The organism is Paenibacillus sp. fava2 (genome assembly GCF_058313675.1).
In genome coordinates this window covers 6,106,817-6,132,469 of record NZ_CM177755.1, presented here as the reverse complement: position 1 = coordinate 6,132,469, position 25,653 = coordinate 6,106,817, and the positions used below count along the sequence as shown (strand labels likewise).

The window sequence follows — 25,653 nt, the reverse complement described above, 5'->3', positions numbered from 1 at the left end:
CTTATTTATTTTTCTTGTTTTTCCGGGCCCGGTACTCCTGATTCTCCCACTGCTTCAGCAGCGGGTACGGGTCAAAAGCCCATTCTGTAATACCGCGGTCACGATAGATGCCGTAGTGCAGATGCGGCGGGAATTTGCCTTGTGTTCCCGGGTTGCCGTAACCGGAGCTGCCGACCCAGCCGATTTCTTGGCCGGGCGTTACAATATCCCCGCGTCCTACGGATTTATCATAACCGGATAAATGGGCGTAGTAGTGGTACCGGTTTTCGATATCCCGGATACCGATTCGCCACCCCCCGTAACGGTTCCAGCCTTTGGTCTCGACAATGCCGAAGCAGGTGCTGCGTACAGGCATCCCGTGCGGGGCGAACAGGTCCGTCCCTTCATGGATACGCGCTCCCCCCCAGCTTCTGCCTGTTCCCCAGGTGCTGCGGTAAGAATAGGAATTGCCGATCGGCAGCGGAAAGGCACTGCCAGCCAGATCAAGCCGTCCGAAATGCTCATACAGCTTGGCGAACTGTCCAACCCGCTGGGCAGCGCGGCCGTTATGGTAATATTCCCAGATGGCGATGCTGAAATCACTAGCAGAGGTACCGTATTTCAGTAGATGTCTGGCCATGCTGTAGAGCAGATCGGCGTCGTTGTCAGGGTCGGCCAGGCCGTCTCCGGAGCCGTCATGGCCCATCCCGCCAAAAAAGCGGATGGAATCGGGAGACATATCTGCCTGATCCGGATTCAGCGGTCCCGCCCACACCGGGGCAGGAATCTGGATGCCGGTAAGACGGGATTTGACCGGAGCTTCGGTGCCGGACTTCTTCCTGGCAATGGTCCGCTCGTATTGATCAATAGCAGCGAACCGGAACCAAGGTATCCCGGTGGCTGCACTCATCTGCTCATACAGTTCCTTCCGCGCAGCTGCTGCATCTGCTTTTCCGGCTGAGGAACTTCCGGACTGTGCTGCCGGGGCAAAGGCGGCGGCAGCAGCTTGCTGGACCGGACAACATAACATTACAGCTGCGCTCAGGCATAAAAGGGCTCTCCATTTTGTTTTTCTTTTGCACAGGACCAGCATGATAACTACCTCCTACATAAAATGAAGCCTTGACCCGGAATGGTCCGCTGCCGGATGCTTTTGTTATAGATTGAGGCAAATGGCTGTATTTTATCCGCATCTGTCTAGAAGTACCAGCTTGCCGGGAAATTTCCGTCAGGCAAATTTCACAAAAACAGGCAAATGCACAGTCCGCATGCTATAATATGAGGCAACGGCTATACACATTGAAACTTTTACAGTTGAAAGGCAGGCGACACACGCTTGATCGTTATAGGTGGAAAAGGCTACGAGCTGATGCTCGATCATAAAGACGGCTGGAACCCGGAGGCATTCCGCGGGCGATACAGCGAGGTGCTGGACCGTTATGATTATATTATTGGTGACTGGGGCTACAGCCAGCTTCGACTGAAGGGCTTCTTCCGGGACAATCACCCTAAGGTGAACCGGGATACGGCCATTTCCGGCATGGTAGATTACATCAACGAATATTGCAACTTCGGATGCGCTTATTTTGTGCTGCATAAATTAAAGGAAATGCCCAAAGAAGGGGATTTCAAGGATATTCTGATCAAAGAAGCTCCTGAACCGGCATCAGCGGACTCCCAGGGGGAGCAGACAGAGCAGGCTGAGCCTGCGCCTCAGCCTCAGGTAAGAGTGCACCGGGAAGGTCCCAAAAAAGACCGTAACAAGGACGGCGGCCAATCCAAGGAGCATGGCAAGGAACGGCCTGTGCGTGAGCATCAGAGCCGGAATCACCGGAATAAAGATGCGCAGGGCAAGAAGCATCACAAGGATTCCCAGAGCAGACAGCACAACCAGAATCAGCAGCATAACCAGAGTCAGCCGCAGAATAAGAATCAATCTAATCCTCCTGCCAATTAACCGGTGCTTGCCGGAATAATTGAAGGCCATGAACAAAGAGCATCCCGGCAACCATGTAGAATGGTTGCCGGGATGCTCTTTTGATTAATACGAGAATTATTTGACAGATAATTTCAGCTGATTGGCTGATGCATTATAGCTCCAGGTAAGAGCAGGGAACTTCTTCGCGAACGCACTTACATCAATCAGGGTTTCATTGTCCTTGGATACCGCCTCTTTGGAGGCCAGTGTAAATCCGAAGACTTTGCCGGCTCCGTTCGTGAATACGGCTTTCTTGTTCTTGGAATCCCAGGTAATGTCGCTTTCCACGAGTGCAGCGAGTACGCGTGCTGATGCGTATACTTTGTTGTTTTGTTTCAGCAGACCGAGGTTTCCGGCAAAAGCACGGCCGTTAACGTCCAGAATGTGGTTATCGCCAGCCAGTGTAATTGTGGTCAATCCGGCGATCCGCAGAGCGGTAACGAGCTGAGCCGTTTTACTGCCTTGAACCTCAATATCAGGAGCGAGCCCGATGTGATTAAAATCTTCTTTATTCGGTGTCAGATACTTCATCGTAGTCAGCTTAAGCATATCTCCGTTGGATACAGGCAGGAGACTCTGAATACGGGCTTTGCCGTAGGAGCGTGTACCTACGATGGTTGCCAGCTTGTTGTCGCGCAGGGCGCCGGTCAGTGCTTCCGAGGCACTGGCTGTGTACTCGTTAGTCAGGACAACTACAGGCACGCCGATCTTGGTTCCGGACGTAATGGTAACCGGTGTAAGTGCACCGCTCTGGTCAGAGGTGTACATCATGATGCCGGAATCCATAAACATGGAGGCAATGTTATAGGCGGAGTCCATGTAACCGCCGGTATTGTCGCGCAGGTCCAGAACAAGTGATTTCATACCCGCAGTCCGCATATTGGCCAGGACCTTGGCGAATTCCTCGTCAGCGCTCTGGCTGAAGCCGGTAAGGGCAATATAGGCCGTATTACCGCCGATAATCTGTCCTGTGACCGAGGCGGAGGTAATGGCATTTCTCGTTACGACGATGGTTTTTCTGGCTCCGTTTCTGCTGATCAGGAGGGTAACCTTCGTTCCGGCAGCTCCAGCGAGCTCATCGCCCGAAGTGTCGCCGATGGCAACCCCGTTGATCTTCACAATCGTGTCACCACGCTTCAGACCCGCCTGTTCAGCCGGTGAACCAGCCAGAACCTCTTCAATATAAAGCTCCTTGGAAGAAGGAATATATATCATTCTGATGCCGATTCCTACATACTCCAGGTCTACCTGATGCTCGAATTCTGCAGCTTCCTCTTTGGAAAAATAGATGCTGTAAGGATCCTCCAGTGTATTGACCATTCCGTCAATGGCGCCGCGGATCAGTGTATCGCGGTCAACGCCCTCCACATTGTAGTCCTCCAGGTACTGCATGATTTCGTTGATCAGATCCATATTAGAGGCAGCTTGCGTATTTTCTGCCGCCTGGGCTGCCGGTGAGAACAGCAGTGACATGGCCAGACAGCCGCTCATCACAGCAGAGATTAATTTTGCCGGTTTCATAAAATAGATGCACCCTTTTAAGTTATTTATTGGCGCTGCACGGAACAACTAGTCAAGATAGTAGAAGTCATCAATGGTCCAGCCGCCGGTCTCTGTCTGATAGAAGATGAACAGCATAGGCTGCTCTACACTTTCCCCAGTCTTATCTTCCTTGACCGTGAGTTCTGCATAGACGGCCGCTTCACCTGCAGCAGCATCGAAATAATAAATATTGGAATTATTCAAAGTGTATCTCAGGTCCAGCTGCTTATAGAATTCCTGGAGGGATTCCTTTTTGGCCGCATCGTATTCATCCCCGTAAGAGGACATCAGGGCCAAAGTGGCATCAACATTCTCCGCGGTCATAGCCTGGAAGTACTTGGAGAGATTATCCTTGATAAGGGCTGCATGTCCCTGGGGAATATCTGTGGTCTTCATGGCCTGCTCTTTGGTTAACAGTACAGTGCTGTCCTGATTGGTGATCTCGGATATTTTCCAGGATCCGTTGACGCGAACAAGACTGTACAGATATTCGTTGCGCTCGTCAGGGAGATAATATCCGCCGGCCCGGACATCTTTTTCAACTGTGTATGCTGTAGCTTCATCGCCCTGGACACTAAGCACCTTGAGCGTTTCGAGAGTTGTTCTCATGTCATAATTCTTGAAAAAATAATTGAGTGAGGTAACCTCGTCACTAAAGCTGTCTGCATCATCAATAAGGTTGTAGTAGCTGACGGCTTTCTCTTCATTGTAATACTGGATCGCCTGTCTGATCAGCGCTGTGATCGCCTGCTCGTCGCTTGCTGCGGTGGATACGGCAGTTGTGATCTGCACGCTTCTGCTTGAAGCATCCCAGACTGCGGAGCCTCCGGTTGCTTCAGCTACAAAACGGAGCGGAATGTAGGTTGTGCCATTGCTGGATACAGGGGCGACTGTCAGTTTCTTGACTGTGCCGTTGACGGTGGCCAGCTTGCTGCCGATCTTCAGGGTAATCGTGAGGTTATCGCTTGTTCCGGTTACAGTACCGGTTGCGGCATCCCACAGCACCTGCATTCCAAGCTTTTCGAATACAACCCGGAAAGGCACGAGTACGGAATTGTTATCCAGGTAAGGGGTACCTGCCGGGAAGGTAAGATTTGTCCCGTTAACGTACACGGAAATAGGTTTTTCTGCTGCAAATGCAGGAACCGAAAGGGCGAGAGCCAGCAGACTGGTCCCAAGTATAGCAGATATTTTTTTCAAAAATGTTCTCTCCTTTGTGAGTTGCAAACTCTATGTAAAATAGGTTCATTATACCATTCGATTTTTCAAACTGTCTACCAATTCGTGTCAATAATAATAGAAAAGTCTGTAAAAATCCTGTGCGCAAAAAAGCCGGGACTGCTGTTGTTTCCCGGCTGCTCAAATCATGCTGAAACCAGCTGCTCTAGATCAGAAAAGCTTCCCGGACCCGGTTCCAGAAAGGGAAGGGACGGTATCTGGCAAAGCTGATTTTTTTGTCTGACACCTGGCAGCGGACGGAAATCAGATCATCGACGGGAATGTTGATATGGTCGACCGTCAGCAGCAGGCGCTGATTCTTGCGTGAGTAAATGTCGCAGTGATGGTGCTTGGGCAGCAGAAGCGGCGAGCCCATCGTGCGGAACACGCGGTTGTTGATGGATGCGATCTCGGAAATCTGCAGCGCATCAATCGAAGGATGCATCATAGCGCCGCCAAGGCTTTTATTGTAGGCCGTGCTGCCCGACGGTGTGGAGACGCAAAGACCGTCGCCGCGGAACATTTCGAAGTTATCATCATTGATGTCCACCTGGATGACCACGGTCCCGTCAACCCCTTTGAGCGTGAATTCATTCAGTGCAATATGGGAAGTGGACCCCGATTTCTTATGGATCTCCAGCTCAAGCAGCGGGTACCGCACAATGCGGGGCTTGTGGGGCGGAAGATCCGTGGTTCCGCACATATGGTCGATCAGAGCGGGCAGCTCTTCCGCCTGCCAGTCGGCATAGAATCCCAGATGTCCGGTATGCACGCCTACAAAAGCAAGATTGGGAATCTGGTCAATAAAGGTGTGAAAAGCATGCAGCATGGTTCCGTCTCCGCCAATCGAAATGACGATTTCCGGGGACTCGGCATCCAGAACGAGGCTGCGCTCCGCCGCCAGCTTGTGAAATTGCTCCGCAAGTTTGATGGACAATTCGTCTCCGCGGTCCAGAACATAATATCTCAAGATGTACAGGCTCCTTTGTATGTTTCAGTCATACAACGATCATAATCAATCTTGAACTGGAACACAATATAAGGGCCTGCAAAGAATCACAGCCGGCGGTGCGTAGGATCACGCCAAGGGACGTTCATGAGTCAGGGCTGCTGCAGGCGCCGTGCGAAGCCCCGGAGCAGCCAGAGCAGCAGCGACAGCAGCAGGGCCGCTCCCAGCAGCAGGCCAAGCAGGACCAGACTGGCCGCAAAGGCTGGCCCCGGCGCTGATGCTAGCCCGGAAGCCACCGGCAAAGCGCTGAAGCCCGCGGAGAGCCCCGAGCCGGTGACAGGCTTCCAGAGCACCAGCAGCAGAACCGCTGACAGCAGGCCGTGGACGAGCCTCGCAGCCAGGAAGGGCACATAGCGCAGTCCGGTGCCGTTCAGAATGCTTGCCACCTGTGCATGAACGGACAGCCCTCCCCAGGAAAGGATGAATGCGGCGGCTGAGGCCTTGTACTGCAAGGGGATAGAGGAGGCCGCTTCACCTGCGGAACGTGCGCCGATCGTAACTTCAAAGAACCCGCTGGCGAGCGCCGCCGACAGCTGCTGAGGGAAGCCGGCCAGGGACAGCACGCCGCCCAGGATACTGAACAAGGCAGACATGATGCCTGCCCGGGTCAGCAGCTCCATCAGGACATTAAAGAATACAACCAGTCCGCCTACAACAATAATCAGCTGCAGCGAGGACTGGATGGCACCCTTCAGCAGCTCCCCGAAGCTCCGGCCGTCCCTGCGCCGGGCTTCGGCCATGGAGCTCACCGCCAGGCGGAGCCGTCCCCGGGGCTGTGGAGACTCCGCCTTATGGGATGCCGCCGGCGGAGGGTCAGCGTAGTGGTCTCCGCGTCCGTGAAAGGACATCAGCAGTCCGACAATCAAGCCGCCGCCGTAGTGGGCCAGCGCCAGCACCAGTCCTAGAGAGGCGTCATGGAAAAAGCCGACGGATACAGCCCCCAGCAGGAAAATCGGGTCCGAGGAGGTGGTGAAGGCAACCAGACGTTCCCCTTCGGCCCGGCTGACCAACTGCTGCTCGCGCAGCTTGGCGGTTAATTTGGCGCCGACGGGATACCCGGAGACATAACCCATCGCCGCTACAAATCCTCCGCTGCCGGGGATATTGAACAACGGGCGCATCAGCGGGTCCAGCAGGGCCCCGAACAGATGAACGACCCCGAAGCCCAGCAGCATTTCGGAAATGACGAAGAATGGAAACAGTGAGGGGAAGAGCACGTCCCACCAGATGGCAAGCCCGCGCAGCGCGGCAGCAAGTGTGCCGGCAGGGTATACGAGCATCAGCACCATACAGCCGGTCAGAGCAAGGCCCAGAAGCGGACCGCCAAGCTTTTTACGAGTCATCAGCAACGCCTCCCGGTCTATGATTAGTTGTATGCGGAAAACAGGACAAACAGCACAAAAAAAACCGGAAAGCGTTTGCAAAAACTTGTGATTTTCAGCGCCGGTTATGCTATTATTAAAAAGAATAAACGCACGCCTTAAGTTTTTGGGGTCTCCGCAAAGTACCTGAGTCAGCATCCATGAGAGGCCGCACTTTGTGGGGCTATTTTAGATCAATAATTAGGGATGGAGTGATGGTGATGAGTGTGGTTGCCGGAGTTCTGGTTTGTGCTTTTGTATATGTAATCCGGGTCTCGCTCGTCCCTCCCGGTGATGAGGAGTTCAGGACCTATTAAATAATGTACAGGGCGCTAAACCTAGTTTAGTGCTCTTTTTTTAAATTATAAGAATTTTTGAGCTTTCGGCTCCGTAAAGTACCTGAACCAGCATCCATGTTAAGGCCCCACTTTGTGGGGTTATTTTGTTATAATGAAAAGGACTACACTAAAAAGGAAGAAAGCTGGTAACCTCCATGAATCCAAACCAAAGCCTGTATGACAACCTGGGGGGCGCTGAGGGGCTTCACCGGCTGGTGGAAGTATTTTATGCCAAGGTGCAGCTTCATCCGCAGCTCAGCCCGTTATTTCCTGCTGATATTACTCCTGTTATGGAAAAGCAGTTTCAATTTCTAAGCCAGTTTTTTGGCGGACCGGCTTTATTTTCGGAGCAACACGGACATCCGATGATGAGAGCCAGGCATATGCATGTCCCTATCACACCCGAGCGGGCGGAGGAGTGGCTGGACTGCATGAAAGAAGCGCTGGAAGAGTCGGGAGTCAGCGAGCCGCTACGCTCGGCCCTGCTGAACCGTCTTTCCGGACCTGCGCATCATTTTGTCAATATGCCCGAGGAATAAAGAGCTGCTGATTGTGAAAGGATGAGGGCATTTGTCGGAATTAATCCCCCTGTATTCAATAAAAGTAATCTGTATTCACTGTGAAAATGAATTTTCTACCTCAAGGGTGCGTCCGAGCCTGAAGCGGGCCATCCGCCGGGATGCTGATTTCTGCTCCTATTATAAAGACGAGAATCCGGACTATTATGTGGTGCGCATCTGTCCGAGCTGCGGGTTCGCTTCTACCGAAAATTCAGCTGACAAGCTGGCTGACTGGCAGAAGAAGGCTTTTAAGGAGCAGGTGGCAAGCCGTTGGCAGACCCGGGATTTCGGCGGGAAACGCAGCTGGGAAACTGCTCTCGAAACCTACAAGCTTGCGCTGATCTGCAGCCAGTGTATCAACGATAAATCGCGGATTATCGCCAGCCACTTGCATCATATCGCCTGGATGTACCGTTACAAGGGAGATACAGAGCAGGAGCAGCGATTCCTGCGCTACTCGCTTGATGAATACATTAAAGTGTTTGAAAATGACGGGATGGGCGGCAATGATGCGAGGCTGATGTTCCTTATCGGCGAGTTGAACCGCCGTGTAGGCGAGTATAACAAAGCCGTAAGATGGTTTTCGCGCCTGATTAACGACCAGAGAATTATGGATGCTGCGATGATCCGGTCGGCCCGTGAGCAGTGGGCCCTGCTGCGGGAGCAGATGCGCGGGGAGGACGCTGAACCGGATGGAATGCCGGAAGGCGCGAATCTGTAATGCTGTGGAGAGCTGCTCTATAATGGGCATAAATAAAGCGCAATACAGGATTCCCTGTTTGCGCTTTATCCGCAGTGCAAGGCTGCGGTTCTGCCCAACCGGTCAGCGGACGGCACGGTCGAACAGCAGGTAATCGGCATCATTGTCGATGACCGTCGGGCTTGTGCTGCAGCAGGGGAACACCAGGAGCTTTTTTTTGCCGTCGCGCACAAGCTGCAGTTCCTTTGGTTTCATCGGCAAAAGCACGTTCTCCTTGCTGCAGAACGGACAGGTCTGTACATACAAGTCCCCGTAAATAATGTCATAAGGCCAGGTATGGCTGAAAGGAATCATTCCTGTTCCTTCTCAGGCGGACTTTCAGGACCGGCGGTCTCGCTCTGTTTCTTGGATAATTCGGCAATTTTCTGCAGCAAAATATGTTGAGGCATATGCATCAAGTGTTCCAGGGGAACGCCGAGCTGTTTCGATAAGGTAATGGCCGTTTCCGGCGAAATCTGCAGTGGCTTCATGTTGCAGCCCTCCTTAAAAATGTGATGAACTGCTCCTTTTCGTATTCACTTTACCATGGCTCAGAGTCAAATACAAAGAAAACCCAATATGTGCAAAGGATTGGTGAAAAGCTATGAAACAACCTATCTCAGTAACCTGGAATCTGGACTCCATTTTTCCGGGGGGATCCTCCTCCGCCGAGTTCGCAGACTTCCTGAACAAGCTCGAAGACGATATCGCTGCTCTGGGTGAACAGGTTAACAGCGCTGTATTTCCTGTCAATGCCTATGATACGGCTGCCCTGGATGGCGTGATCGAACTGCTGCAGAGCTGCGCCGCACGTCTGACGCAGGCTTCGGAATTCGCCGGCTGCCTGGGCGCCCAGAACCAGCAGGATAAGGGGGCTGTCCGCCTGTCCGCCAAGGTAACAGGACTCCGTGCCGGGTTCGAAGGCATCAGCTCCCGGTTTGACAGCATCCTGCGCCAGACCTCTGATGAGGTATGGGCACAGTGGATGTCCCGCCCCGAGATTGCCCCGCTTACGTTTGTACTCAGTGAACGCCGCGACCAGGCCCGGGAGAAGATGAACCCCGAGCTGGAAAGCCTTGCTCTTGAGCTGGCCGTCGACGGATATCACGGCTGGAGCGAGCATTATGAGAGCATTGTCGGAGCAATCGAAATCCCTTTTGAAGACAAGGACGGGACCAAGCTGCTGTCTGTCGGTCAGGCGTTCAACAAGCTGAGTGATGATGATGCCGGTGTCCGTGAAGCCATGTTCCGGAAATGGGAGGCGGCATGGACGGCTGCCGAAGATTATAGTGCCGATACACTGAATCATCTGGCCGGCTTCCGCCTGAAGCTGTACAAGGGACGCGGCTGGGAGGATGTGCTCAAGGAGCCTCTTGCCATCAACCGCATGTCGCGGGCTACACTTGATAAGATGTGGGAAGTAATCACCAGAAATAAACCGTCGCTTGTTTCCTACCTGCAGCGTAAAGCCAAGGTCCTCGGCAAGGATTCACTGTCCTGGGTTGATGTGGATGCACCGGTCGGCAAATCCTCCGGCAAAATTCCTTACGAAACGGCAGCACAAGACATTGTGACGCAATTCCGCAAATTTAGTCCGAAGCTGGCTGATTTTGCCGAGCAGGCTTTCGACAATGACTGGATTGAGGTCGAAGACCGTCCGGCCAAGCGTCCGGGCGGATTCTGCGTATCGTTCCCTGAGAGCAAGGAATCGCGAATCTTTATGACATACAGCGGTACACCCTCCAACGTGTCGACACTGGCACATGAGCTGGGCCATGCTTACCATTCCTTCCTGCTGGATGATCAGCCCTTCTTCAACCAAAATTACGCTATGAATGTGGCGGAGACCGCTTCCACCTTTGCGGAAGTAATTGTAGCTGACGCCCAGGTTAAGGCTTCTTCTGATGCGGATGAAAAGCTGGCCCTGCTTGAAGCGAAAATTCAGAACAGCGTAGCTTTCTTTATGAATATCCATGCACGCTTCCTGTTCGAAACCCGCTTCTACGAGAAACGCAAGGAGGGTCTTGTTAACGCCGAGGAGCTGTCGGTGCTGATGGAAGAAGCTCAGAAAGAAGCATTCTGCGGCGTGCTGTCCGAATATCACCCGCATTTCTGGGCTTCCAAGCTGCATTTCTACATTACGGATGTTCCATTTTACAACTTCCCGTATACTGTAGGTTATATGTTCAGCACTGGCCTATACCGTCTGGCTCTGCAGGAAGGACCGTCGTTCGCGGATAAATATGACAGCCTGCTGCGGGATACCGGGGTGATGACGCTGGAGGATCTGGTCATGAAACATCTTGGAGTCGATCTTACGAAGCCGGATTTCTGGCAGGGTGCGGTAGATCTTATCGTGGAGGATATCAACGAATTCCTGCGTCTGACTGAACAATTTGCTTGAATGTTTGTCAAAAATGAGACAAATCATAATATTGCAGAATGAATGGTACTGTTTAATGTACGTGTGAATGCGAAAAAAGCCTCTTTTTAGAGGCTTTTTTGTATGGATTATTGTCGAAATCGGTCGTTATTTAGAGTTATTTTCAAAAAAATACATTGTGAACTGCGCATATTTAGGAATATTAACCCAATTATGTTGAATAATGTTGAAGCTCTGAAAACTGTGTCCTATAATGAGCCTAAAGCCTTATATAAGGCCTGCTAGGCATAAATGTGAAGGTGAAATTGCATGGAAAAACGGAGAGCTAAACGCATTAGACGCTTTTGAAAAGAAATTTGTCGAAGAGTGTTTTGTCGAAGACCAATCAGGAAGCTATGCTAACAAAAAACAAAGTGTATGCTTTCGGAGCAAGTTTTGCGAAGAATAATCAGGAAGCTATGCTAACAAAACTTTTAGGGGGAACAATATGCTACGGACGGAACAATTATCTCTGGCAAGACAGGTGGATTTGGTATTCAAGGAACTGCAGGAGGAATTGTCCGGGCTAAGCTCAGGTACTGTGTTCATGCAGATCAGAAATAATGTCATCGGAAAGTTCGGTATCCGCCATAATCCCTTGTCCGGCCGCTGCGGCAGCTTCAATGAAGAGCAGGACGGGTTAACCTCTGCCCAGCAATCCTCCTTTCGCCTTATGGCGCTGGAGAGCCTGAAATACAAACGCCGCTGGACGCATGGTGAAATCAGCTATGAATTTGCTGTCCGCCAGGGCATGGTGGCGGTTGACGCGGTACTGGAGTCTAACTACAATATGGCGAATCTGATGATCCGGGCTCCGCGGGGCCCGCACGCCGGCGAAATGGCCGACAAGTACTTAGGCTGAGCGCTTAATAAACTTTATACATAGTGCCTGCACAGAATCATCAAAAAGCCCGCCCGCGCTTCGGCATGAAGCGCAGACGGGCTGATAACCAGCCCGGCAGGGAATGAACCCTGCCGGATAAATCCGTTTAAAATTAGATACTACGCACGACCGGACAGTTGTTGCTCTGCCAGTTGTACCAGACGTTTTGTGATGTAACCTCCCAAAGAACCGGTTTCGCGGGAAGTGTAGTTACCGTAGTAACCATCTTGAGGAATCGTTACGCCAAGCTCCTGTGCTGCTTCGAATTTCAACTGCTGCAGCGCTGCATTCGCTTGTGGAACGACCAGGTTATTAGAACGGCTTCCACGACCTTGTTGACCTGCTTGACCCATGTTTGTCACCTCCTTCGTCCGTTGTGAAGATAGTATGGGCGCGGGGAGGGGAATTCATGCACGGAATCAGAAGTTTTTAAGGCTGGAAATTATATGAAAATCAGAGCGTGGGATAAAGGATTTCAAGTGTGCTCGGCAAGGTCAGCGTTTCACCGGGATTCAGGGTAATCAGCCCTGTAAAAGAAGCATCCCGGTCAAGATTGGGCGCATCCGGCAGCCAGGTATACGGCTCGGCACACAGATACTGCTCGGCCAGGCCTTTGGTGTAGATAACCCAATGGCGGAAATAGTTCTTATCCGCTGTATAACGGATGCCGTATCCGTCATCACGCATCAGCAGGGCTTCGGACGGCTGCTGTCCGCCTGTTCTCAGCACGGTGTCCAGATCCTTGCCTGAAAGGCTCATGCCATCATGCAGGGAGTCCAGCGAACCCAGAGGAAGCAGATTGCCGCTCGGCAGCAGCTCGTCATTCAGTTCATAGATGCTCTCAGCAGGCAAAGTCAGCTTCCAGCGCTGCGGCTGTCCGTCAATCATGAACCAGGTGTGGTAGCCGATCCCGAAAGGAATGCTTGTGTCTCCTAAATGAGTGACCTTCAGCGTCTGCTGCAGTCTGGCATCCTGCAGCCGGAACGTCATTTCCAGACGCAGCGGAACAGGGAACTGTGCCATCCAGCTGTCATCGTCAGCGGTATTAAATTCAGTCGTTACCGCACAGCCGTCCTCATCTTCTTCAATGTCGCTGACACACCAGGACTGGGTCCGGTGCAGGCCGTGAATGTGATGGTCTCCTGCCGAGTTCTGCTCGAACTGATAGCTTGCACCCCCGAACCGGAACTGTCCCTTGCGTATACGTCCTGGAGGAACTAACAGCGGGATGCCGAAATGATAGGGCTTCTGCATATAGAAAGCCAAGTCGCTTTCATCAGGCGTGCGCAGGATTTGCCGCTCTTCCTTACGGTCCCACAAGGAAATCACGTTGTTCCCCAGACGCGGCAAAAGCGTGACTTCCAGTTCACGGCTATGCAAAATATAGGTATCATAACCGCCCCACTGTCCTTTGGTCACCTGTTTCATAAGAGATATGCTCCTTTAATTTACTTGATTGCATAGAACACGAATATCTTTATCATAACAGATTTAGGCAGGAGTAGTTAAGCGATTTGACAACATCCGGGGTTCGCTCTATGATGAATGCATTAAGAATTGATTACAATGTGATGACAGGGACAAGTAAGCAGAAAGTGCGCCTTCAGAAAACCGGTGGTTGATGCGAACCGGCAGGACACTCCTGGCCGAATGGACCCTTGAGCGCCGCGTTTGAACAGGCTGCAGGCCTTAGTAGACCGGACGGCTCTTCCCCGTTACCGGAAGCTAAGGCTGATTTGTGCATTGTTCCTGCCGGAACTCCCGATCAGCGAATAAGGGTGGCACCACGGTCTCACGTCCCTTGCGGATGTGGGGCCTTTTTGCGTTCGCTTAAATAGGAATTAATAAATGGAGGTAATTATTACCATGGCTAAAAAAGTATTGTCGGGCATTCAGCCCAGCGGCTCCCTGACCCTCGGTAACTATATTGGCGCAATCAAAAATTTTGTGAAGCTGCAGCAGGAGCATGAATGCTTCTTTATGGTGGTGGATCTGCACGCCATTACAGTGGCTCAGGATCCTGCGGCGCTGCGGGAGAACTCGCAGTCCGTTGCAGCACTCTATCTTGCAGCAGGGATTGACCCTAAAATTTCCAACGTATACATGCAGTCACATGTACCCCAGCACGCTGAGCTGGGCTGGATTCTCACTACACTGACTGCTATGGGCGAGCTGGAACGGATGACACAGTTCAAGGACAAATCCTCCGGTAAAGATTCGGTAGGCGCAGGGCTGTTCGTATACCCTTCACTGATGGCGGCAGACATTCTGGTCTACAATGCTGATCTGGTACCCGTAGGAGAAGACCAGAAGCAGCATCTGGAGCTGACCCGTGATCTGGCAGGCCGCTTTAATCACCGGTTCGGTGATTTCTTCACTGTTCCTGCACCATATATTCCGGAAGTAGGCGCCCGGATTATGTCGCTGGACGATGCAAGTAAAAAAATGAGCAAAAGCAACCCTAATGCAGGCAGCTACATTGCACTGCTGGATCCGCCGGATGTTATCCGTAAAAAAATCAGCCGGGCGACTACCGATTCGGGGCGTGAAGTGGTGTACGATCCGGCAAACAAGCCGGAAATCAGCAATCTGATGAGCATTTATGCAGAGTGCTCCGGCCTGAGCCTGCAGCAGATTGCCGATCAGTATGAAGGGCAGATGTACGGGGGCTTCAAAAAGAATCTGGGCGAGGTGCTGGTGGCTACACTGGAGCCGCTGCAACAGCGGTATCAGGAAATCCGCAGCTCGGGTATGCTTGAGGATATTCTGGCCCAGGGCGCGGAGCGCGCCCGCGGCGTAGCCTCCCAGACGCTCACTGAAGTGAAGGAACGGATGGGCTTCCTGCCTTACCGTTAAGAGGAACGCTGCGCTGCGGCTTCCGCTTTGCGTCTCAGTCTGGCTTTGAGGATAAAGCCCCAGCCGATATTAAAGATGCAGAGCAGGCCCAGCAGCAGCGCCAGCCAAATGTTGTAGCTAATAGAGATTGAAGCGGCTGTAAGAATCAGTATTGAAGATGTTGCGAACCATAGCGACAGACCTTTACCCATATCAGCCAGCCTTCCTTTCTATAATGGCGAATGAATTGATCCTGCCGGCTTCCGCCGTGCAGGATTTTTTGCCTGTAAAAGCAGGGAATATTTTCAAAGATGCAGAATTGCTACTGAAAACGCTTTATGGAGATTGTGCCCCATGCCGCCTCAGGCGTCAAGAGGGATAATTTCCAAGGGGTGAAGCAAAACAGGCAGAGCGGCTATCCCCTGACTGCGGGAGATTGCCGTCCTGCCTGTTGCTGCTGAAGGCGTATAGGCTAGAGCTTCATCGAACCTGGATCGATGGCGAACCGTTCATCCAATTTTTCGCTGCTGAGCCAGCCGACATAAGTGTTGAGCACATGGTATTCGCTGTCCATAGCCAGCACTGCTACGAAAGGGAATTGCTTGCGGTGTAAATAACGCACATCCCCCCAGCGTACAATATAACCGGAGGGAAGCTCCTCAACTTCGGCCACGGCATAGGAGGTAAAATACAGAAAGGCTTGAACATCCGGATGTGACTTGGAATGCTCTACCGCAGGATGGGTGGAGCATACGGCATGCTTAAACCATTCCAGCTTTCCGCCGTTTAGCACGCCTACATTGTAACTGCCGTCTGTCTTGGCTTTGACCACATTCCAGCGCGTAGGCGAGATGGAAGGGATGACAATGTAGCGGTCTCCCGGATCATGGTGCATATCCTTGTTTTTGATATGGTGTGTAATCCGGGCATGCACAACCGTCCGCCAGACGTAGTAAGCTGCTACGCAGATATACAGGATGGTGAACAGCGGAGCCGGAGGCACGATACCGCTGATCCAGAGTATAATCGCAGCTGCGTGGCTGCCGAAGATAAACGGGTCAAAGATATGGATAATGTTCCAGGCGATCCATTTCTCGGTGAACGGCCGGGCGGCCTGTGTGCCGTAGGTGTTGAACAGATCCGAAAAGACATGGACGGCAACACCGATAAAGCTCCAGAGAGCGATATGGCTTAATGCCTGCAGATCTGTAAGGCCGAATAACGGGCCGATGACTATGGTAATCAGAGCCGGCCACAAGAGCAGAAAGGGCAGGGAATGGGTAATCCCCCGGTGGTTGCGGATATACACGGCATTATTTTTGAGACGCAGCGCCGTGTCGGCATCCGGGGCTTGAGAAGCCAGTACAGTGGCGATCATGACGGCTCCTGCCAGGGACGGCTGCGAGGCCACAACAGGATCAACGAAAGAAAGTCCGGCAAGTCCGAGGCCCATTACAAAATGTGTTGCTGTATCCATTGGTCAGATCTCCTTTGTACGGAAGTTCTCTATTAATAACTACCCATTTTCAAGCTGACTTATTTAGACGGACGGGAAATAAATAAAGTCACGTAATTGTCGAATTGATGAACATCCGGGCCGATGATTGTCAAAGTCTTTTGCGTTTTGATATGATAAAGTTAACAGCGGAGTGAATATTTTTCTCAATTGAGAACGATGTAAAATGATTGGAAGCTCCGATAGAACGCTTAGAAGTCCCTTAGAAGGAGGAACGCCACACGTGGACAATCAACTGAGATATCAAGCTTCTACCGATTCCGCAGCAGCAAAAGCCAAATCACCCCCGGAGGGTGCCGGCTGGCGTGATTTTATTACAGTAACGAAGCCAGGCATTATCCGCTCCAACCTGATCGCTGCCTTTGCGGGCTACTGGGTGGCTTCAGGGTGGGATGTGCAGTACGGCAAATTAATCCTGACACTGCTTGGAACGATGCTGGTAATGGCCTCGGCCTGTGTGTTTAACAACTATTTCGACCGTGATCTGGATATGAAAATGGAACGGACACGCGAACGCGGTCTGCCGACCGGCAGGCTGAAGCCTAACGTAGTGCTGATGTACGCCATCGTGCTCGGTATAGCCGGTCTGGCTGTGCTGTTTGCCTTCTGCGGTGTCCTGGCCGGAATTTTTGGCATTGTCGGCGTGTTCGTCTATGTGGTTGTCTACACACTCTGGCTTAAAAGAACCTCGACATGGAGCACTTCGGTCGGCGCAATCTCGGGTGCAATGCCGCCGGTTATCGGATATGTTGCTGTTACCGGTACAGTGGATCTTGGTGCGTGGCTGCTGTTCGCCATGCTCTTCCTGTGGCAGCCGCCCCATTTCTGGGCTTTGGGCATCCGCCGCAAAGAGGAGTACAGAGCTGCAGGCTTCCCGCTGCTTCCGGTTGTGAAGGGCGTACGGCGCACCAAGTTCCAGATGATCCCTTACGTGGCGCTGCTGCTGCCTGTACCTGTGCTGATGTATGCATATGATTATGCAGGGATTTTCTATCTCGTTATATCGCTTGGCTTGTCTGTAGCCTGGCTCTATCTGACTATAATCGGCTTTAAGGCTAAGGATGATGATGCCTGGGCCAAGAAAAATTTCTTTTTCTCCATTAATTACCTCACTGTCAGCCTGATCGCGCTTGTATTAAATACAATCCACGGTTAAGAGGGGGAGAAGCCTGTGCAAACCTTGAAACGCTACAAATGGACCTGGCTGCTGCTTTTGATTGCCCTGTGTATGGCGGTTTTTCTGGCAGTTAACTCAATGGGCCTGGCCAAAAGCAAGCTGCCGGTTATCGGGGAAGTACAGGACTTCTCTCTGGAGAATGTGGACGGTGAGCAGATTACGCTGGCCGATACGCAAGGGAAGGCGCGGCTGGTGTATTTCTTTTTCACCGAATGTCCGGATGTATGTCCGATTACCACGTATATGCTGTCTGAGACCCAGGATCTGCTGGTCAAGGACGGCAGCTTCGGCAAGGATACGGCGTTTGTCTCCATCTCCTTTGACCCTGAGAAAGATACCCGCGAAGCGATCAGGACGTTCGCTGACCGCTTTCACGCGAATTATGACGGCTGGTATTTTCTGCGGGGGGATCAGGAACAGGTACGCAAGCTGGCGGCAGACTCCTTCAAGGTTCTCATATACGGGGACAATAAGGATAACTTTGCCCATGCTAATCTGATCGGCCTGGTCGACCGGAACAATCAGCTCCGCGGCCTTTACGATGCCGGGGATACGGAGAATGTAACGCCTGATTTCCTTGCGGATTCCCTGAAGAAGCTGGCCCGCGAATAAAACGTATTCTGCACAAAAGAAGCCTTGTCCGGTTCCGCTGCTGTCCGCGGATCTGAACAAGGCTTCTTCATGTATTACCGTTCCAGAAAAGGGAGCGGCTGCGGATAGATAATAAACTCTTCAAGGCCTGCCTTTTCGAGCTGGGTAATGCTGTATTCATCCGGCGTGCCCTCGACACCGGCATAACCTCTGCGGGTATAGATGTGAACTGCGTCCGGAAAGGCATCACGCAGAATGCCGCGGATTTTTTTACCGGAGCTGTCATTATCCATGTATAGGTATACTTCGCCGTCCCCGATTTTACGCCGCAGTGAATCCAGCTTGAGCGTATTAAGCGTACCAAAGGTGCACAAAATGTCGACCTCGGGGCTAAGCACGCGGCGCAGGCGGCTCTTGTCGTTTTTGCCTTCAACAATGATAGTAATGGACATAAGCGGGTCACCTCTGGCTCTGAAATGGTCTGAAAAGAGTGTGGATGCTTAAGCGGATTAAACATTAATGCAGGTACTTATCTGTTATTCTACCTAAGCTTCGCCATTTTTAACAGCCGTATACGACAGAAGTAGAATCATTACCCGGGAAATGTCGTAAAAGAAAGATCACCCGGCGGCGGCCGGGTGATGAAATGACTGAATTTAGCAGCAGTATGGCGCGGACTTTAGCGGCTTTTGTTACACTGCAAGAGTGTTCAGGTGAGGCTGGCCCCTGCGGTATTTTTTTATGCGGCTGGACTGTTTAAGCCTGGATGGTAGGCGGATCGCAGGCTGTCGCCTTTTGGCGGGAGCAGCAGGATTGCGGTCATCAGCAGCACAAAGGCAATGAAATAAGGGGAGACATATCCGCGAAGCTGTCCGGCGGCAACCGGGCCGGCAAAAGCGCCAAGCGACATGGCAATCGACTGCAGCGAGAAGGTGCGGCCCAGATGGCCGCCGTTCCCCAGACTGATGAAGAGGGAGGCCATGGCCGGGAACAGCACGCCTTTAGCGGCCCCGAGCAGGAACAGGACAGCGCCAGCAGGAATGGCTGTAAATGCGGCAAGGGTAAAGAAGCAGAGCGCCATTGCGAGCAAGGCTGCGGCAATGCGGATGGCTGGTGACAGGCGGTTAAGGAACATCAGGCTTAGTGTGGCCAGCGCCCCGAGGCTCATCAGCGAGAGAAGGACTCCTGTGGAGACCATCCCGTCCTGCCCCTGCGACAGCGGCAGCTCGAAGAACAGGACACCCTGCGAGCAGGAGATGAAGAAAGGCAGCAGGTAATAGCGCCGGCTGGTTTTGGCTTCCTTGCGGACGGCAAGGGAGGGTTCGGCCGGAGCAGGCATAGTCTTCGGCACACCGGCGCGGACACGCGCAGGCGAATGCTTCGGCACGCTGACCAGAGCCATGATTCCGGTGGCAATCAGCAGCCAGCCGAGTGTGCTGAAGGTCCCGGAATAGCCTGCCCTGTGCACAATATAGGCACCGGCTGCGGGAGAAACCACGGAGGCGAGGGTATGGACAATGCCGTGGCCGGACATGTATTTACCCTGCGTTGCCGAATCATCCGACAGCGAAGCCAGCAGTGTCATGCAGGCGGGGGAGAGGAAGGCCAGCGCAAAGCCGCTGGCTGCTCGCAGCACGAGCAGATGCCAGGGAAGCTGGGCGTAAGCCTGCAGCAGCAGCAGCGCGCCGGCAGCCACGAGGCTGAAGACGATGTAGCGCCGGCTGCCGTTCTTGTCGACGAGTACGCCTGCCAGCAGATTGCCTGGCAGATGGGTCAGTGAATACATGCCCATCATCCAGCCGATGAAGGCAGGACCCGCACCGAGTGACATGGCAAACGGGGTCAGGATCGGATACTGGGCATGCAGGTCAAAGAAGGCCAGAAACAGAAACAGATACAGCCACAGTGCGGTTTTCAAGGTCTACACCTCCGGTAGGGCCGGTCATAAGCCCGGAAGGCCATGCCGGTTTTCTTTTTAACAGCGGAAATCGGACGACAGCAGGCGGCAGCTTGCAGTATAGCCTACTTGTACTTTACGTGTGCAACAGGGGGCTTATACCATTTTATTCGTCTAACCTGCATGCCGTCAGGCAATCATGAATTATATGGGGTATTCATGTATAATAATGAATATGAAATTTTTGATAGGGGTGTTGTGAAATTGATGGATCCGGCAGTATGGTCACAATTTATCAGAGAGAATTGGCTGGTTATTGTTATAGCACTTGTTATTCTGTTTGCCGTAATTAATCTGGTCAAAACGATGCTGAAATGGGCAATCGTCATCGTTATTGTCGCCGGCCTGTTCATTTACAGCGGGGTTACGATGGAGCAAATCGGTGATGCCGTAAACAAGGTGGCTGACAGCACGGTAAGCACACTGAAGAGCGAAGCGCAGGAAGTGATGCTGAGCGAAGCCAAGGAGGCGAAGTATACCTCGGGCGGGGACGGCACCTTCACGATTACAACGCCAAATCTTGAGGTGAAGGGCACGGCTGGTGAGGATAAGGTTGAAGTCACTTTCAGAGGTGTCAGTCTTGGGAAGTGGAGCATTACGGATACGACCAAGACCTTTATTGATGAAGCGCGGAAGAACGGAAATTAGCATAGAGGGGGATGGAAATGCTCGACAGCTGGATAGCAAGCTTAACAGAAGCGAACCTGATCTCGATCCTGCTGCTGCTGGTTGTGCTTTTCTCCGTCCTTCAGGGCTGGGTCCGCGGCTTTAGCCGGGCGGCGGGCGGGCGGCGGGCGGGCTGTTCGGCCTGCTGGGTACGGGGCTGCTGACTGCGGCAGCGCTTGTCATCGCCGTTCCGGCAGCGCTGTATTTTTCTCCCGCAGTCCAGGTATGGGCTGCATCGGTCGTACTGCCGGACAGCAGGCTCAGCGGGTGGCAGCAGCTGTATTATACTGCTGTCTCGGTGCTGGAGGGTTCACCGCTGGTGCGCTTTTTTCTGCTTCTGCTGATAGGCTACAGCCTGATCCGCCCGCTGCTTGGTCTGCTGTTCCTGTTTCTGCCCTTCCGTCTTCCAGGGCGGAAGGAGCGGCCGCGTGACCGGAAGATTACCCAGGTCAGCAGGCTTAGCGGCGCGGCTGTCGGTTTTGCCGTAGGTCTGGTGCGCGGTCTGCTGCTGGTCTTTGCCCTTTATCTGGGAGTCGGGCTGAACCCGGACAGCAGCTTTAGCCGTTATGTGGAGTCCTCTCCTATTTACAGCCAGAGCGCGGCTGCGGTATTTGAACCGATTGCCGGTGAGAACGTGCGGAGCAGACTGCCTGTACTAACCAAGGCGGTAGCCGCCGAAATGAATGATATCCTCCGCCGCAAATATGAGGTGATTGATCATGACATCTCGCCGGACATCGAAGAAGCCGCAGCAGATATAGCCGGACAAGCCTCTGATCCCGAGGAAAAGGCCAGGCTGCTGTACGACTGGATTGGCTCGCGGATCGACTATGATTATGCCAAGGCGGATAATTATGAGCAGAACGGGATCTGGCACGAGCAGACGCCCCGGGACACATTCGGTACCCGGCTCGGCGTCTGTATTGATTACGCCCGCCTGTATGCCGTTATGGGCCGTTCCCAGGGACTTCAGGTGCGTGTAGTTACAGGCCGGGGCTATGACGGACAAGGAGGGTACGGAGCCCATGCCTGGAATGAGGTCTATATACCCGCCAGGGATGCATGGATTCCGCTCGACTCCACCTGGGCCTCAAGCGGAGACTGGTTCAACACCAGCGATTTCGGAGAAACGCATATTAAAGAGGATGTATTGTGACAAAGAGGAAGTCAGACCTTGTTATATGGTACAATTCGGGGGAAGTATTGTTGTGCTGTAGTGCAAGGTTTATTTAAGATGCAAAGGAGTGAAAAACTGTGAGTTTTTTCCGTAAGCAGGCCTCCCCGCCGGATGAAAATACAGCGAAGAGCTCGCTCGGCCTGCGGATTAACGTGTTCTTTTTCAGCACGTTCGTTATTTTCTGTGTCATTATCATCCGTCTTGCCGTTTTACAGTTTGTTGAAGGGCCTACCCTGACTGAAGTGGAGACCAGCCGAGATACCAAAAATGTGCCGCTGGCGGCGATCCGCGGTGTAATCCGGGCAGCCGGGGGCGAGGAGCTTGCTTATTCAACGTCTGTACAGTCACTATACATTACGCTGACTAAGGAATACACTGCCAAAACCACGGATAAAGTGACTGGTAAAACCACGCTGACCCCGGAAGCCCAGGCCAAAGGCGAAGAGCTTGCGGCGCGGCTGGTTGAGGATTTCAATAAATATGGTGACCCCGCTGGTCCGCAGCTGACCCAAGAGGATGTCATCGCCTCACTGGACTTATATTTCAAGAAATACTCCGGTTTCATGGCCCGCAGAATCAAGGCAGGGCTGACTTCACAGGAAGTGGCCTACTTTATGGAGCACAAGAATGAATATCCGGGTCTGGAAATTGTCGAGGAGAGCAGCAGACATTATGACAAAGACACAGTAGCCGTGCAGACGATCGGTTACATCAAGCCGTTCAAATCCTCCAGCAGTCTGGATATTTACAAAAATATTCAGGCCGCGATGAAAAAAATAGATGCTGATCCCGGCCTGAGCTATAAAGACGATGAATTTGTCGGATTTGACGGGCTTGAGCTGCAGTATCAGCGCGAACTGCGCGGTAAAAACGGGTATCAGGTCATCTCGGTCAATCCGCAGAATATGGCTGAAAAGGTTGAAGAGGTTGTGCCTCCCGTCAAAGGCAATGACGTCTGGACAACCATCAATAAATCGATTCAAATGAAGACGGAGCAGGCGATTACCGACCAGATCAGCTGGCTGCATACGCATTCCGTTCAAGGCAAGACGCATCCCGATGCACTGACTGGTTACGCGGTGGCGATGGAGGTCGATACCGGAAATATCGTTGCGATGGCGAGCATGCCGGACTATGATACGAATGTATGGACGGCCGAGAAAATGGATACCGATGTGTGGAATGATATTATGGGTAACTATCAGAACGGGACCATTACACCATACTCCTCGGGCATGTCAGGCCATGAGTTCGGTTCTACGGTGCTGCTGGGCTCCACCATCAAACCGCTGAGTGTACTCATTGGACTGAATGAAGGCTTTTTTACGACTTCTACCATTTATCAGGACAGAGGGATTGCCTACTTCGGTAAAAATGACAATGCCTCCGTACGTAACGCTTCCGGTCACGTATATGGTACTATGGACCCGGCCAGAGCGATTGAGAAATCGTCTAATGCCTTTATGGTCGATATGGTCGGCAAGAAGCTGTGGGAAAAGTATCAGAGCGGCGGGATCGATGTATGGGATAAGTATATGAAGGAATTCGGTTTGGGCGTTTCGACACAGAGCGGATTGCCGCGGGAGTTCCTGGGACAGATCAACTATACCGATACTGAGGCGGCGGGAAGTGCGCAGGCTGCCCTGGTCTATGCTTCCTTCGGGCAGCAGGGACGGTATACTGTGCTTCAGCTTGCCCAATACGCTTCTACGCTTGCGAATGAAGGCGTGCGGATCAAGCCGCAGCTGGTCAGCAAGATCACCGATTCTGAAGGGAATACCGTTAAGGAATTCCACCGTGAAGTATTAGATGAGGTTACAACCTTTGACCAGTCCTTCTGGAGGGAAATTAAAAAGGGGATGAACAGTGAGGTTTCAGCGTTCTCCGATTTCCCTTACGATTTTGCCCGCAAGACAGGAACCTCGCAGCAGACAGACAGAACGAATACGAACCGCGACAACGGGGTGTTTATTGCCTTTGCCCCGCGCGAAAATCCTAAGCTGGCTGTTGCTGTAGTTATCCCTGAGGGCGGATTCGGCTCCAACAGTGCTGCACCGGTAGCACGCAAGATTTTTGATGCTTATGACTGGGAATACGGCCTTGACGGCATTCCGAAAAAGACACTGAAAGCTGCAAACAGTGATGCAGCTGCAACCGATGGAACGGATGCTGCAGCTGATACAAATGCGTCAAATTCAACGAACTAGGCAATATTAATCAGCCCCTTATGTTGAGGGGCATACAAGAAATGGAGGGGTGGCAATGACTGCCAAATACCGCCTGCTTGCACTGGATATGGATGGAACCCTGCTGAATGATGAACAACAGATTACCCCCAAGACTGTAGAATGGATTCAAAAGGCGGTTGATGCCGGCGTTCACGTCTGCCTGTCCACAGGACGGGCGTTACGGAGTGCTATGCCTTACGCAGAGCAGCTTGGACTCAAGACACCGATGATTACTGTGAACGGCAGTGAGCTCTGGCGCGAACCGTATGAGCTGTACCGCCGCTCGCTGATGGACCCGGCGCTGATTCAGCAGCTGTACGAGATTGCCGAAGAATACGGCATTTGGTTCTGGGCTTATTCCACAGAGCAGGTTTACAACCGCAATAACTGGGACGGGGACATTATGGGCAGGGAGTGGCTTAAATTCGGCTACTCCACAGAGGACGACGAGATCCGCCATAAGCTGCTGATGCAGCTTCAGGATTTGGGCGGCCTGGAGATTACCAACTCGACCCCGACTAACCTGGAGATTAACCCGCTCGGCGTGAACAAGGCTTACGGAATCGGCGAGGTCTGCAAGCTGCTGGGTATCGAGATGTCCCAGGTAGTGGCTGTAGGAGACAGCTTGAATGACCTGGCAGCCATCCAGGCCGCCGGTCTGGGCGTGGCGATGGGCAATGCCCAGGAGACAGTGCAGCAGGAAGCGGATGCGGTCGTTGCCTCAAATAACGAGGACGGCATCGCTGAGGTGATTGAGAAATATATATTAAGCGAGGCGGAGGTGACGCAGGGCACTGACCGCTAATTGCGGAGCTTGGCTCCCGGCGGATATAGGAGAGCGCAAGCTGTTGCACTTTCTGCAACAGAATAACGTCAAAGCAGTCTGGAAAAAAAATCCGTTGTACTTTGTACAGCAGATTTTCAGAATGCGGGCGTTTTTGCCCTGGATTTTAACAATCTGTTGTACGAAATGCAACAGATTGTACTTTTTAGCGGTTAAGTACAGGTTTCTATTGCACAAAGTACAATCCGTTTGTGAAATAGTTGCGGAATGTGCACTTAAATTTGGCGAAAATTTGCCTACGCGACAAATAAGTGTACTTTGTACAGCTAAATCTGCCCAAATGGCTCGAAATCCGCTTTATATGGCTGTATAGTTGTACAAAGTGCAGCTAAAACGGGCGATGTGGTGAAAAACAGTTGTTTTAGTTGTATAAAGTGCAACTAAGTGTCTGCGACTAAGTACCGGCCGAAGAGTATCAGACGTGGCTGGGGAGGCGCTTTGAAGAATGGCAGCAAACAGGCTGATTATTAGTGCATTCACGTGTTCGAGTAAGTTGTTACCGCAGATGTACTATGCCTGAGTAAGTGCTCCTGGTTTGAGTTAGCTAAGAGTATCATGGGCATTACCGAGCAGTAACAAGAAACTTTGCTATCAAAACGAAGAGTACGCTTCGAGAAGTTTGCGGAGGATTTC

27 protein-coding genes are annotated in these 25,653 nt (G+C 52.3%); 14 read left to right on the top strand and 13 right to left on the bottom strand.

The genetic code is table 11. The features are described from left to right. Position 1 precedes the first annotated feature (1 nt). Complete coding sequence (locus AC4G46_RS26970) at positions 2–1,072, bottom strand: M23 family metallopeptidase (protein ID WP_491125410.1); 1,071 nt, start codon at positions 1,070–1,072, stop codon at positions 2–4. A gap of 243 nt (positions 1,073–1,315) precedes the next feature. Between AC4G46_RS26970 and AC4G46_RS26965 the strand changes: the two genes are divergently transcribed. Next, entirely contained in the window at positions 1,316–1,936 is a 621-nt protein-coding gene (locus AC4G46_RS26965) for a YutD family protein (RefSeq protein ID WP_491125409.1), read from the top strand. A 96-nt stretch (positions 1,937–2,032) separates the two neighbouring features. Here the strand turns inward: AC4G46_RS26965 and AC4G46_RS26960 are convergent, their stop codons facing one another. From AC4G46_RS26960 to ylbJ, 4 genes are all read right to left on the bottom strand, one after another. Further along, entirely contained in the window at positions 2,033–3,478 is a 1,446-nt protein-coding gene (locus tag AC4G46_RS26960; protein ID WP_491125408.1) for a S41 family peptidase, read from the bottom strand. A 48-nt stretch (positions 3,479–3,526) separates the two neighbouring features. Next, complete coding sequence (locus AC4G46_RS26955; protein WP_491125407.1) at positions 3,527–4,699, bottom strand: copper amine oxidase N-terminal domain-containing protein; 1,173 nt, start codon at positions 4,697–4,699, stop codon at positions 3,527–3,529. Positions 4,700–4,883: 184 nt separating this feature from the next. Continuing rightward, positions 4,884–5,687, bottom strand: coding sequence for an NAD kinase (locus AC4G46_RS26950; protein WP_090719531.1), 804 nt, complete (start codon positions 5,685–5,687; stop codon positions 4,884–4,886). Positions 5,688–5,818: 131 nt separating this feature from the next. Further along, positions 5,819–7,069, bottom strand: coding sequence for a sporulation integral membrane protein YlbJ (ylbJ, locus tag AC4G46_RS26945; protein ID WP_491125406.1), 1,251 nt, complete (start codon positions 7,067–7,069; stop codon positions 5,819–5,821). A 511-nt stretch (positions 7,070–7,580) separates the two neighbouring features. Between ylbJ and AC4G46_RS26940 the strand changes: the two genes are divergently transcribed. Beyond that, a complete protein-coding gene (locus tag AC4G46_RS26940; RefSeq protein WP_491125405.1) occupies positions 7,581–7,964 on the top strand; it encodes a globin domain-containing protein in 384 nt (127 codons plus the stop codon). 31 nt (positions 7,965–7,995) lie between these two features. After that, positions 7,996–8,706, top strand: coding sequence for a DUF2225 domain-containing protein (locus AC4G46_RS26935; RefSeq protein WP_491125404.1), 711 nt, complete (start codon positions 7,996–7,998; stop codon positions 8,704–8,706). Positions 8,707–8,808: 102 nt separating this feature from the next. On the opposite strand, the gene AC4G46_RS26930 is transcribed toward AC4G46_RS26935, so the two are convergent. Together AC4G46_RS26930 and AC4G46_RS26925 are read right to left on the bottom strand one after the other, a co-directional pair. Continuing rightward, complete coding sequence (locus tag AC4G46_RS26930; RefSeq protein ID WP_068726555.1) at positions 8,809–9,039, bottom strand: hypothetical protein; 231 nt, start codon at positions 9,037–9,039, stop codon at positions 8,809–8,811. Then, on the bottom strand, positions 9,036–9,215 hold the full coding sequence (locus tag AC4G46_RS26925; RefSeq protein WP_491125403.1) for a YycC family protein: 180 nt from the start codon (positions 9,213–9,215) through the stop codon (positions 9,036–9,038). Before AC4G46_RS26925 ends, AC4G46_RS26930 begins: the two co-directional genes overlap by 4 nt. A 113-nt stretch (positions 9,216–9,328) precedes the next feature. Between AC4G46_RS26925 and AC4G46_RS26920 the strand changes: the two genes are divergently transcribed. Both AC4G46_RS26920 and AC4G46_RS26915 read left to right on the top strand, forming a co-directional pair. Next, entirely contained in the window at positions 9,329–11,128 is a 1,800-nt protein-coding gene (locus AC4G46_RS26920) for a M3 family oligoendopeptidase (RefSeq protein WP_491125402.1), read from the top strand. A 466-nt stretch (positions 11,129–11,594) separates the two neighbouring features. Beyond that, on the top strand, positions 11,595–12,008 hold the full coding sequence (locus AC4G46_RS26915) for an O-methyltransferase (protein WP_090719521.1): 414 nt from the start codon (positions 11,595–11,597) through the stop codon (positions 12,006–12,008). A gap of 140 nt (positions 12,009–12,148) precedes the next feature. On the opposite strand, the gene AC4G46_RS26910 is transcribed toward AC4G46_RS26915, so the two are convergent. Further along, on the bottom strand, positions 12,149–12,382 hold the full coding sequence (locus AC4G46_RS26910; protein ID WP_039876911.1) for an alpha/beta-type small acid-soluble spore protein: 234 nt from the start codon (positions 12,380–12,382) through the stop codon (positions 12,149–12,151). Positions 12,383–12,482: 100 nt separating this feature from the next. Further along, entirely contained in the window at positions 12,483–13,457 is a 975-nt protein-coding gene (locus tag AC4G46_RS26905) for an aldose 1-epimerase (RefSeq protein ID WP_491125401.1), read from the bottom strand. A 438-nt stretch (positions 13,458–13,895) separates the two neighbouring features. On the opposite strand from AC4G46_RS26905, the gene trpS reads away from it, so the two are divergent. Further along, positions 13,896–14,885 carry a tryptophan--tRNA ligase gene (gene trpS, locus AC4G46_RS26900; protein WP_491125400.1) on the top strand — a complete coding sequence of 330 codons (990 nt, stop codon included), beginning with the start codon at positions 13,896–13,898 and terminating at the stop codon, positions 14,883–14,885. On the opposite strand, the gene AC4G46_RS26895 is transcribed toward trpS, so the two are convergent. Continuing rightward, the gene (locus AC4G46_RS26895; RefSeq protein ID WP_491125399.1) at positions 14,882–15,076 is read right to left on the bottom strand and encodes a hypothetical protein; all 195 of its coding nucleotides are present in this window, start codon (positions 15,074–15,076) and stop codon (positions 14,882–14,884) included. The two genes, trpS and AC4G46_RS26895, sit on opposite strands and share 4 nt — an antisense overlap. A 23-nt stretch (positions 15,077–15,099) precedes the next feature. Here AC4G46_RS26895 and AC4G46_RS26890 point away from each other — a divergent pair, with 23 nt between their 5' ends. Further along, positions 15,100–15,246 (top strand): hypothetical protein, encoded by a 147-nt coding sequence (locus AC4G46_RS26890; RefSeq protein ID WP_491125398.1) that lies wholly within the window; start codon positions 15,100–15,102, stop codon positions 15,244–15,246. A gap of 90 nt (positions 15,247–15,336) precedes the next feature. Here AC4G46_RS26890 and AC4G46_RS26885 read toward each other — a convergent pair whose 3' ends face one another. After that, on the bottom strand, positions 15,337–16,341 hold the full coding sequence (locus AC4G46_RS26885) for a metal-dependent hydrolase (protein ID WP_491125397.1): 1,005 nt from the start codon (positions 16,339–16,341) through the stop codon (positions 15,337–15,339). A gap of 262 nt (positions 16,342–16,603) precedes the next feature. On the opposite strand from AC4G46_RS26885, the gene cyoE reads away from it, so the two are divergent. Then, entirely contained in the window at positions 16,604–17,536 is a 933-nt protein-coding gene (gene cyoE / locus AC4G46_RS26880) for a heme o synthase (protein WP_491125396.1), read from the top strand. A 15-nt stretch (positions 17,537–17,551) separates the two neighbouring features. Next, positions 17,552–18,169 carry an SCO family protein gene (locus AC4G46_RS26875; protein ID WP_491125395.1) on the top strand — a complete coding sequence of 206 codons (618 nt, stop codon included), beginning with the start codon at positions 17,552–17,554 and terminating at the stop codon, positions 18,167–18,169. 74 nt (positions 18,170–18,243) lie between these two features. Here the strand turns inward: AC4G46_RS26875 and AC4G46_RS26870 are convergent, their stop codons facing one another. Next, the gene (locus AC4G46_RS26870) at positions 18,244–18,600 is read right to left on the bottom strand and encodes a DNA primase (protein WP_068726529.1); all 357 of its coding nucleotides are present in this window, start codon (positions 18,598–18,600) and stop codon (positions 18,244–18,246) included. Positions 18,601–18,887: 287 nt separating this feature from the next. Continuing rightward, on the bottom strand, positions 18,888–20,066 hold the full coding sequence (locus AC4G46_RS26865) for an MFS transporter (RefSeq protein ID WP_491125394.1): 1,179 nt from the start codon (positions 20,064–20,066) through the stop codon (positions 18,888–18,890). Between the two features lie 246 nt (positions 20,067–20,312). Here AC4G46_RS26865 and AC4G46_RS26860 point away from each other — a divergent pair, with 246 nt between their 5' ends. The 5 genes from AC4G46_RS26860 to AC4G46_RS26840 all read left to right on the top strand — a co-directional run bounded on the left by AC4G46_RS26860 (position 20,313) and on the right by AC4G46_RS26840 (position 24,981). Beyond that, positions 20,313–20,753, top strand: a complete 441-nt coding sequence (locus tag AC4G46_RS26860) for a hypothetical protein (protein ID WP_491125393.1) — start codon at positions 20,313–20,315, stop codon at positions 20,751–20,753. 17 nt (positions 20,754–20,770) lie between these two features. Beyond that, a complete protein-coding gene (locus AC4G46_RS26855) occupies positions 20,771–20,935 on the top strand; it encodes a hypothetical protein (RefSeq protein ID WP_491125392.1) in 165 nt (54 codons plus the stop codon). A 134-nt stretch (positions 20,936–21,069) separates the two neighbouring features. Then, positions 21,070–21,927 (top strand): transglutaminase domain-containing protein, encoded by an 858-nt coding sequence (locus AC4G46_RS26850; RefSeq protein WP_491125391.1) that lies wholly within the window; start codon positions 21,070–21,072, stop codon positions 21,925–21,927. Between the two features lie 98 nt (positions 21,928–22,025). Then, positions 22,026–24,155, top strand: a complete 2,130-nt coding sequence (locus tag AC4G46_RS26845; RefSeq protein WP_491125390.1) for a peptidoglycan D,D-transpeptidase FtsI family protein — start codon at positions 22,026–22,028, stop codon at positions 24,153–24,155. Positions 24,156–24,210: 55 nt separating this feature from the next. Next, complete coding sequence (locus tag AC4G46_RS26840; RefSeq protein WP_491125389.1) at positions 24,211–24,981, top strand: Cof-type HAD-IIB family hydrolase; 771 nt, start codon at positions 24,211–24,213, stop codon at positions 24,979–24,981. Positions 24,982–25,653: the final 672 nt, after the last annotated feature.